Consider the following 7,730-nt stretch of genomic DNA (forward strand, 5'->3'; position numbering starts at 1 on the left):
CCTTTTTAGAAAAATGAAAACCCGCTTTGCGCATGATTTGGAGGTATATTATTTTCATAATACGATCTACAATCGAGTGTATGTAGATGAACGCAGAACGAAATCAATCACCATTGAAAAGCTATTGGCTCACAGCAAGAGATATCGGGTATTTTTCATTGGTGATGCTGCCATGGCACCTTATGAACTCGATTCGAGAAGTATACAGGCTATTCAGTCGATCGTTCAAAAATTCAAAAAATGTGTTTGGCTCAACCCTGAGCCGCTGAAATACTGGCCATACACTTACACCATTCAAGTGATGAAGGAGCTTGTACCTATGTTTCCGTTATCACCTGCCGGAATTGAACGGGCAGTAAGAAAGATGAATGAGAAGAGTTCTGCAGATTAGGAATTCAAAGCTTGCCTAACAGCCTCCACATTCTTTTTTGAATTGCCAATAAATATTTTGTTATCTATAATAAATACAGGCCGCTTTAAGAAGGTGTATTCATTTAATATCAGGAATTTGTAATCATCTTCCATCAGAATTTTATCCTTTAAGCCTTGCTCTTTATACTTTCTAGCCACACGACTAAACAGCGATTCATAGCTACCTGAAAGATTCTTCATTTGGTTAAGCTGTTCTTCTGTGATCTTATCAGTCTTTATATCCTGATATTCAAACTCATCTCCTATTCCAAGTTCTTTGATTATTCGTTTGCAGGTATCGCAAGTGGAGAGATAGTATACTTTTTTCATAAGATTTTAATTCAGCTTTAATTATACCTATATTATGCTCGTAAATACCATATAATGAAAGATTTTGATAGCTTTTACAATGAGCAACTCGCGCCAGTAGTACAAAAAATTGAACAGGCCCGCAAGGAGTTGTCTGCACTTAGAATTAAATGGCTGAAAATAATAATGCCTTTCTTAGTACTCATTGGCCTGGCTGTGGCGTACAAACTGTATCAAATTTCTGGTGAGCTAATTGCCGGTTTTGGAGGTTTGTTCTCAGTAGTGGTCATGGGCTACTTTTTAGTTGAATTCATCATCGGCAGAATTCTCAATAAAAGAGGATTTGCATCTGCCAGTGTGCAGTTCAAAAATGAAATTATGAAGAAGATAGTTTCATTTATCGATGCAAATCTAGCTTATGACCCAGATGGATCACTTACCAAAAGCGAACTCAAAAAAAGTAGGCTTTTAGATATTAAAAGGAATACAACAGTTAATGTAGATGATGTAATTACAGGCAATTGGTATGGAAGTAAAATAACTATCGCCAATGTTAAAACAACTGCATACGTTTCAACAAGAGATGGTAAGGCTCGAATGCCAAAGCCTGATGAGAGCACTCAGGGATTCAATGGACTTTATGTTAAAATAGATTTGAAAAAAGAGTATACAGCATTTTTACTTCCAAAAAAAGCCACTGTTCGAGAGAAGTTTTCCTTCCCTAACTTGAAAATAGCCAGAGATGAAAGCATGACCATGGAAGAACAAAGAGCATATAACCTGGCTAAATTAACAGAAGGCAGAGCTGGTGGCTTTTTCTGGCATCCAGATATGACCCAACAAAAGGGATTGCGCGAATACGACTTAAATAATGACGGAGAAACTGAATATGTTCTTTATACAAACTCGGAACAAACACTAGTAGCTGTCAAAAATTCAGCTTCTATTTCAAACTTACTCTCAACTTCATTTATAAATGATTCTGTGATGAATGATTTAACGAATAGACAAGGACTCTCCACTATCACGGAAAGAGATTTGAGTAATTTGATAAAAGGTAACATGATCTATGCAATGCATTCACACTGTGCATGGATTCTTATTCCATCAGTAGGTGAAAAATTTGAGTTGTTGCTATCAGAAGAACTCAATAAAACTGTTCTTAAAAATATGTATGACGATATTCTATTGGCACTCATTGCAGCCTCATCCATCAGTAAGATTGAATAGTGTTTAGTTTTGGTTTAAATTGCCTGAAATATTTAATTTTAGTTGAATGACAAAAGTTATCTCTTTTATTAGCAGAAAAGGTGGTACAGGAAAAACCACCAATGCCATTAACCTGGCCACTATGCTTCACAATCTTGGCCATAAGGTTGCTTTAATAGAAACTGATACTAATTATACATTGAATACCCTCCGCAAAATGGAGGTATATAAATCAGGTGCTAAAGAGGAATCACTTTTTGAAATATTAGGCTCTGAAGACGGTCAAATTGCAGCCGATCTTGAAAAAATGCAAGCTGGTAAAACCTATGATTATATTCTTGTAGATAGTGCCGGTAAAACTACTGATGAGGGAATAAAAAAACTCTGCTTACAAAGTGATGCAGTGATAGTTCCTACAAGTCTTACTCAAAATGATTTATTGGTTACCTACCAAACTGTGGAAGATTTGTCACCAGCCAAAGAGCTGAAAAGCGATTTGAAGATTTTGGTTTTACCAAACAGGATACATAGCCTCACGGGTTCAAAAACGATCATGGATGCGCTCAGCGACCTGAATGCAGAAATTTTGGAAGTGACTGTGCCTCAAAAGAATTTGTTCGTAAATTTCAGTACAATCATGGCTGAAAAAGAGTACCTATCAATAGCCAAAGAAATTGTTAAAAAACTAGGCAATGGCGAAGCGTAAAAACCCATTAAAAGATTTAGATGCTTTCCTAAAACAGGAAGCCAAGAGCTTTGTGGAACCCAAAAAAGTGGCAAAGGATGAGTCACCTGTTTTTCAATCGCCTCCTCCAGTTAAAGAAGAATCTGAATCTACACCGCTTCCACTGAATGAAAACTCTGTAAAATCATTTTTAAAAGCGCTCAAAGCTAAAGGAGATAAAGAGTATTTGGATTTATTGTTGACCGTGGCGGAAGAATCAGGTAAGGATTCATCCAAAGATAAAATGCTTATCAACACCATCTTGTATCTAAAAGATCAGGATAACTGGAAGGAAAATATAAAGGCCTATTGGTCGTGATTCTTACCTCATTCATTGAAGCTTCGCAATATTCTACTAAATTAACACCCGTCCTAAACCGACTTGTGTTTAACTGTTTAAACTAAACAATACTATCATGAAATTTGGCACTAAAGCTATTCATGCCGGTGTAGAACCGGATCCATCAACAGGGGCCATCATGACGCCTGTCTTTCAAACATCAACATACGTTCAGGCTTCACCGGGTAAACACAAAGGATATGAATATTCCAGAACTCAAAACCCTACCAGAACGGCATTACAACAAAGTATAGCTGCTTTGGAAGGTGGGAAACACGGATTGTGCTATTCGTCTGGATTGGCGGCCATTGATGCAGTAATTAAGCTCCTAAACCAGGGCGATGAAGTAATTGTAACGAATGATCTGTACGGGGGAACTTACCGCCTATTCACTAAAATATATGCCAAATTCGGTATCAAATTCCATTTTATTGCAATGGAGAACATTGCTAATATAGAGAGATATATAACCGACAAAACAAAATTAGTATGGCTTGAAACACCTACCAATCCAATGATGAACATCATTGATATAAGCGGTGCCGCCAAAATTGCTATAAAGCATAAACTGCTGCTTGCAGTAGATAATACATTTGCTACGCCTTACCTTCAACAACCACTTGACCTAGGTGCGGATATTATCATGCATTCTGTTACAAAGTATTTGGGTGGCCATTCGGATGTAATTATGGGCGCTCTGGTGGTTAATGATAGTAAACTGGCTGAAGACCTTGCTTTCATTCAAAAAAGTAGTGGTGCTGTGCCTGGTCCCCAAGACTGTTTCCTTGTATTACGAGGCATCAAAACACTACACCTAAGAATGCAAAGGCATTGTGAAAATGGAAGAGTAATTGCCGAGTATTTAAGGTCTCACCCAAAAGTGGACAAGGTGTATTGGCCGGGTTTTGAAGATCATCCAAACCATGCTATTGCTAAAGCTCAGATGAAAGATTTTGGAGGAATGATTTCGTTTACTCTTAAAGGCAATGATAAGGCAGAAGCATTCAGAATTCTGGAAAATTTCCAATATTTTTCACTGGCAGAATCGTTGGGAGGTGTAGAATCTATGGTCAATCACCCGGCAACAATGACACACGCCAGTGTACCGTTTGAAGAAAGGCAAAAAATAGGGTTAGTAGATTCATTGATAAGGCTAAGTGTAGGAATAGAAGATGTGGATGATTTGCTCGATGATTTGAAGAAAGCGTTGGGTTAAAAGTTTAACATTTTCCTAATCTGTCCTACTCTGGCGCAAGTGTCCACTTGTGCCTATTACTTTGTTCAACTACACTTAAGCTTCTACTTTTGAGCCAGACTTAGTTTCTGCACCTACAGGAAATGAGAGCGTAAACTTGCTTCCTCCACCAATTTCGGATTCAAGCTTAATTACACCATTTAGTCTATCAACCAATGTTTTTACAATGGCAAGGCCTAAACCATTGGAACTTTCGCCCGCAGTTGGCTGAGCGCTTAGCTTCTTAAATTTCTTGTAAAGATGTTTTTTATCCTCCTCGTTAAAACCAGGCCCTGAATCCTGAATAAAAATGAGCACACTATTGTCTTTCCTTGCAGCTCCCAATACCACTTTAGAATTCTGATTGGAGAATTTTATAGCATTCGATATCAGGTTATCAAGAATTCTTGATAGATACGTTTCATCCGTATGCATGTAGGCATGTGCATCTTTGATATCAGTGACTATTTCAATTTTTTTGGTTTTTGCATCCGAATAGAAATATTTCGCTTTAGTTAAAAGCAGATCACAGGCATCTACTTTTGATATGTCCTTTTTCCTTGAATCGTCTTCAAAGGAATTTACATCTAATAAGTCTCGGATTAAATCAATTCCACTCTGCGATATATCCTTTAAAAGCTCATTATAATTCTTCTGCTCTTCATTTAAGCCAGAAAGCTTTAATAATTCTGTAATACCTTTTATCCTATTAAATGGCGACTTTAAATCATGTGCCACGATATTCATTAGAGTATCTTTCTCCTGATTAAGTTGTGCTAAATCACTGTTACGCTTTTGCAACTTCTCATTTTGTGTGTTAATGTGATCATTCTGCCTACTAATTTCTTCCCTCTGGGCAGCAATTTCCTCATTTTTCTCTCTGAGCTTTAAATTATCGGCCCTTCGTTTTCTGCTCATCACCCAAATAAATACTAGTAGTGAAGACACTACAAAAATTACTGCCGTAAGAGCAATATTCTGGATTTGCTGACGCTCGATAATAGCCTCATCTCTTGCTTGTTGTGCCTTTAATATTTCGTTCTCTTGATTCTTTTTCTCAATCTCAAACCTCGACTCCAAGCGTTCAATCGTTCGAGCAACCTCTGCATTATCCAGTGCATGGTTTAATTCTGTATATTTTAAGAAGGCATTGTAGCTGGCAGTCACATCATTTTGATTTGCTGCTATTTCTGAAAGATAGTAATACGCATCCCGCTGAAGTGACAAGTCCTGTGTTTTTCCAGAGTCTTCGATAACCTTCTCTAAATAGCTTTTAGAAGTATCATACACCCTTTGTTCGAAGTATACTTTTCCTAATTGAAGCTCGATCTGTCCTCTTAAATCCATATTCTGGGTGTTACTTACACTACGGAAAGCCTTTAACCCAAAAATCAACGCTTCATCATACTTCTCCTCGGAGTAATACAACTCAGAAATACCTAAGTCGATATTGGCAATGTTGATTTTATCATCAATAGATTCAGCCTTTAATTTAGCCTGCAGGTAGTGGTCAAATGCTTTGTCAAAATTTCCAAGCTTCTCATATATGCCTGCAATCTCAATTAATATAGATATCTGCCCTCGTATATTGCCACTTTCAATTCTTAATTGAAATGACTTCTCACTCATCTCCAGTGCTTTCTCGTAATTATCCTGGGTTTGATATAGTTCTGCTAAACTTTTGTAGCAGTAACTTACACCTTCATAATCTTTTATTACTTCAAAAATTCGTAATGCTTTGAAGTACGTATCATAAGATTTAATAAAATCACCTTGATTGAGGTGTAATCTGCCTAAACTATTAAGTGCGTGCGCATATTGTGAAGAATCATTATGCATTTCTGCTTCTTCTAACGCCTTATTATAATATTCAAACGATTTTACATTATCACCTTTATAGTGGTATCCTATGCCAATGTAATTGAGTGGTTTGGCAATCCCTCTATTAGATTTTAGCCTCTGGGTAAGAGCAATTGCCCGTTCAGCATAAATAATTGTGCTGTCTGGCTCAGACTTTCTATATTCCCACCCTAATTGATTATATACCTCAATCCGACTGGAATCATTCAGATCTAATCCATCCAGTTTTAAGCGCAAGCTATCTATACGCTCTACATTTTGCGCAAGACCTAAAACAGGAATGAAATAAAGAAAACAGATTATGTATTTTTTCAAGAAATACGACATGGTTTGAATTGCCCTTTCAGAGGTAAAAATAGTAATCTTATCGATCATTTCCTTAAGAAAAGATTATAGTTATCCATTCCAAAATTTAGTCTTGATTCGAATTATAAATTTCTTCCGAAATTATTTTGATAACTTTAGTTGCACATATAACTATTCTAAACATGATTAAAAATATACCCCTTTTACTCGCTCTCATTTTTGCTTTATCAATACAAGGCTTTAGCCAGAGAAAAAGTAAAAACACTAATAGTGAGACTCTTACCTATCCCAATTCACTAACTGATGGAATGATGTGGCGGCACATAGGCCCTTACAGAGGCGGTAGGTCTGCAGCCGTTACTGGCGTTAAAGGAAAACCCACTTTGTTTTACATGGGTGTTACAGGTGGCGGTGTTTGGCAAACCACTGATGGCGGTAACTCATGGAAAAACGTAAGTGATGGATTTTTCGGTGGCTCCATAGGAGCTGTTGCCGTGAGTGAATGGGACAATAATGTGATTTATGTAGGTGGTGGTGAGGTAACCGTTCGTGGGAATGTTTCTTCAGGATCAGGAATGTATAAATCCGTAGATGCCGGAAAAACCTGGAAGTTTATAGGGCTTCCAAATTCAAGACATATACCTAGAATTGCGATTCACCCTAAAAACCCTGAATTAGTTTATGCCGCTGTATTGGGCGATTTGTATAAACCAACCAATGAAAGAGGAGTATATAGAAGCAAAGATGGCGGCAAAAATTGGGAGAGAGTACTTTTTGCCAACAATAATGCCGGAGCCGTTGATTTGATTATGGATCCGAACAACCCTAGAATACTTTATGCATCTACCTGGAACATTAGAAGAACGCCTTACAGTTTAGAAAGTGGTGGGCCCGGCTCAGCAATCTGGAAAAGTACAGATGGTGGCGATACGTGGAAAAACCTTACTGAAAATCAAGGCTTGCCCAAAGGGGCATGGGGTATATCAGGAATCACTGTTTCTCCGGTTAATTCAGATAGGTTATGGGCCATTATCGAAAATGCAGAAGGGGGTGTTTATCGGTCTGATGATGCCGGTAAAACATGGACAAAAACCAATGAAGATAGAAGCCTGAGACAGAGGGCCTGGTATTATTCGCGAATTTATGCAGACACTCAGGATGAAGATATGGTGTATGTGATGAATGTAGCCTATCACCGATCAAAAGATGGAGGTAAAACATTCGAATCATTTTACGCACCACACGGAGACCATCATGATTTGTGGATAGCGCCTGAAGACAATCAGCGTATGATTATTGCCGATGATGGTGGCGCACAGGTAAGTTATGATGGCGGT

7 protein-coding genes and 1 pseudogene are annotated in these 7,730 nt (G+C 37.8%); 6 read left to right on the forward strand and 2 right to left on the reverse strand.

Annotation, left to right across the window (positions count from 1 at the left end):
- A pseudogene (locus RLO81_RS00995) lies at positions 1-391 on the forward strand (hypothetical protein); the annotation flags it as partial.
- Here RLO81_RS00995 and RLO81_RS01000 read toward each other — a convergent pair.
- The gene (locus RLO81_RS01000) at positions 388-741 is read right to left on the reverse strand and encodes an arsenate reductase family protein (protein ID WP_350105930.1); all 354 of its coding nucleotides are present in this window, start codon (positions 739-741) and stop codon (positions 388-390) included. The pseudogene RLO81_RS00995 and the gene RLO81_RS01000 sit on opposite strands and share 4 nt — an antisense overlap.
- Before the next feature lie 54 nt (positions 742-795).
- Between RLO81_RS01000 and RLO81_RS01005 the strand changes: the two genes are divergently transcribed.
- From RLO81_RS01005 to RLO81_RS01020, 4 genes are all read left to right on the forward strand, one after another.
- A complete protein-coding gene (locus RLO81_RS01005) occupies positions 796-1,950 on the forward strand; it encodes a hypothetical protein (RefSeq protein ID WP_350105933.1) in 1,155 nt (384 codons plus the stop codon).
- A gap of 46 nt (positions 1,951-1,996) precedes the next feature.
- Positions 1,997-2,635, forward strand: coding sequence for an AAA family ATPase (locus RLO81_RS01010; protein ID WP_350105935.1), 639 nt, complete (start codon positions 1,997-1,999; stop codon positions 2,633-2,635).
- Positions 2,622-2,972 carry a hypothetical protein gene (locus RLO81_RS01015; RefSeq protein ID WP_350105938.1) on the forward strand — a complete coding sequence of 117 codons (351 nt, stop codon included), beginning with the start codon at positions 2,622-2,624 and terminating at the stop codon, positions 2,970-2,972. Before RLO81_RS01010 ends, RLO81_RS01015 begins: the two co-directional genes overlap by 14 nt.
- A 97-nt stretch (positions 2,973-3,069) precedes the next feature.
- Entirely contained in the window at positions 3,070-4,209 is a 1,140-nt protein-coding gene (locus tag RLO81_RS01020; protein WP_350105941.1) for a cystathionine gamma-synthase, read from the forward strand.
- Between the two features lie 75 nt (positions 4,210-4,284).
- On the opposite strand, the gene RLO81_RS01025 is transcribed toward RLO81_RS01020, so the two are convergent.
- Positions 4,285-6,402, reverse strand: a complete 2,118-nt coding sequence (locus RLO81_RS01025; protein WP_350105944.1) for a tetratricopeptide repeat-containing sensor histidine kinase — start codon at positions 6,400-6,402, stop codon at positions 4,285-4,287.
- Between the two features lie 173 nt (positions 6,403-6,575).
- On the opposite strand from RLO81_RS01025, the gene RLO81_RS01030 reads away from it, so the two are divergent.
- A partial coding sequence (locus RLO81_RS01030) for a WD40/YVTN/BNR-like repeat-containing protein (protein ID WP_502880415.1) occupies positions 6,576-7,730 on the forward strand: 1,155 nt, incomplete at its 3' end.

Origin of the sequence: Fulvivirga sp., assembly GCF_040220315.1 — a bacterium.
Classification (GTDB): domain Bacteria; phylum Bacteroidota; class Bacteroidia; order Cytophagales; family Cyclobacteriaceae; genus Fulvivirga.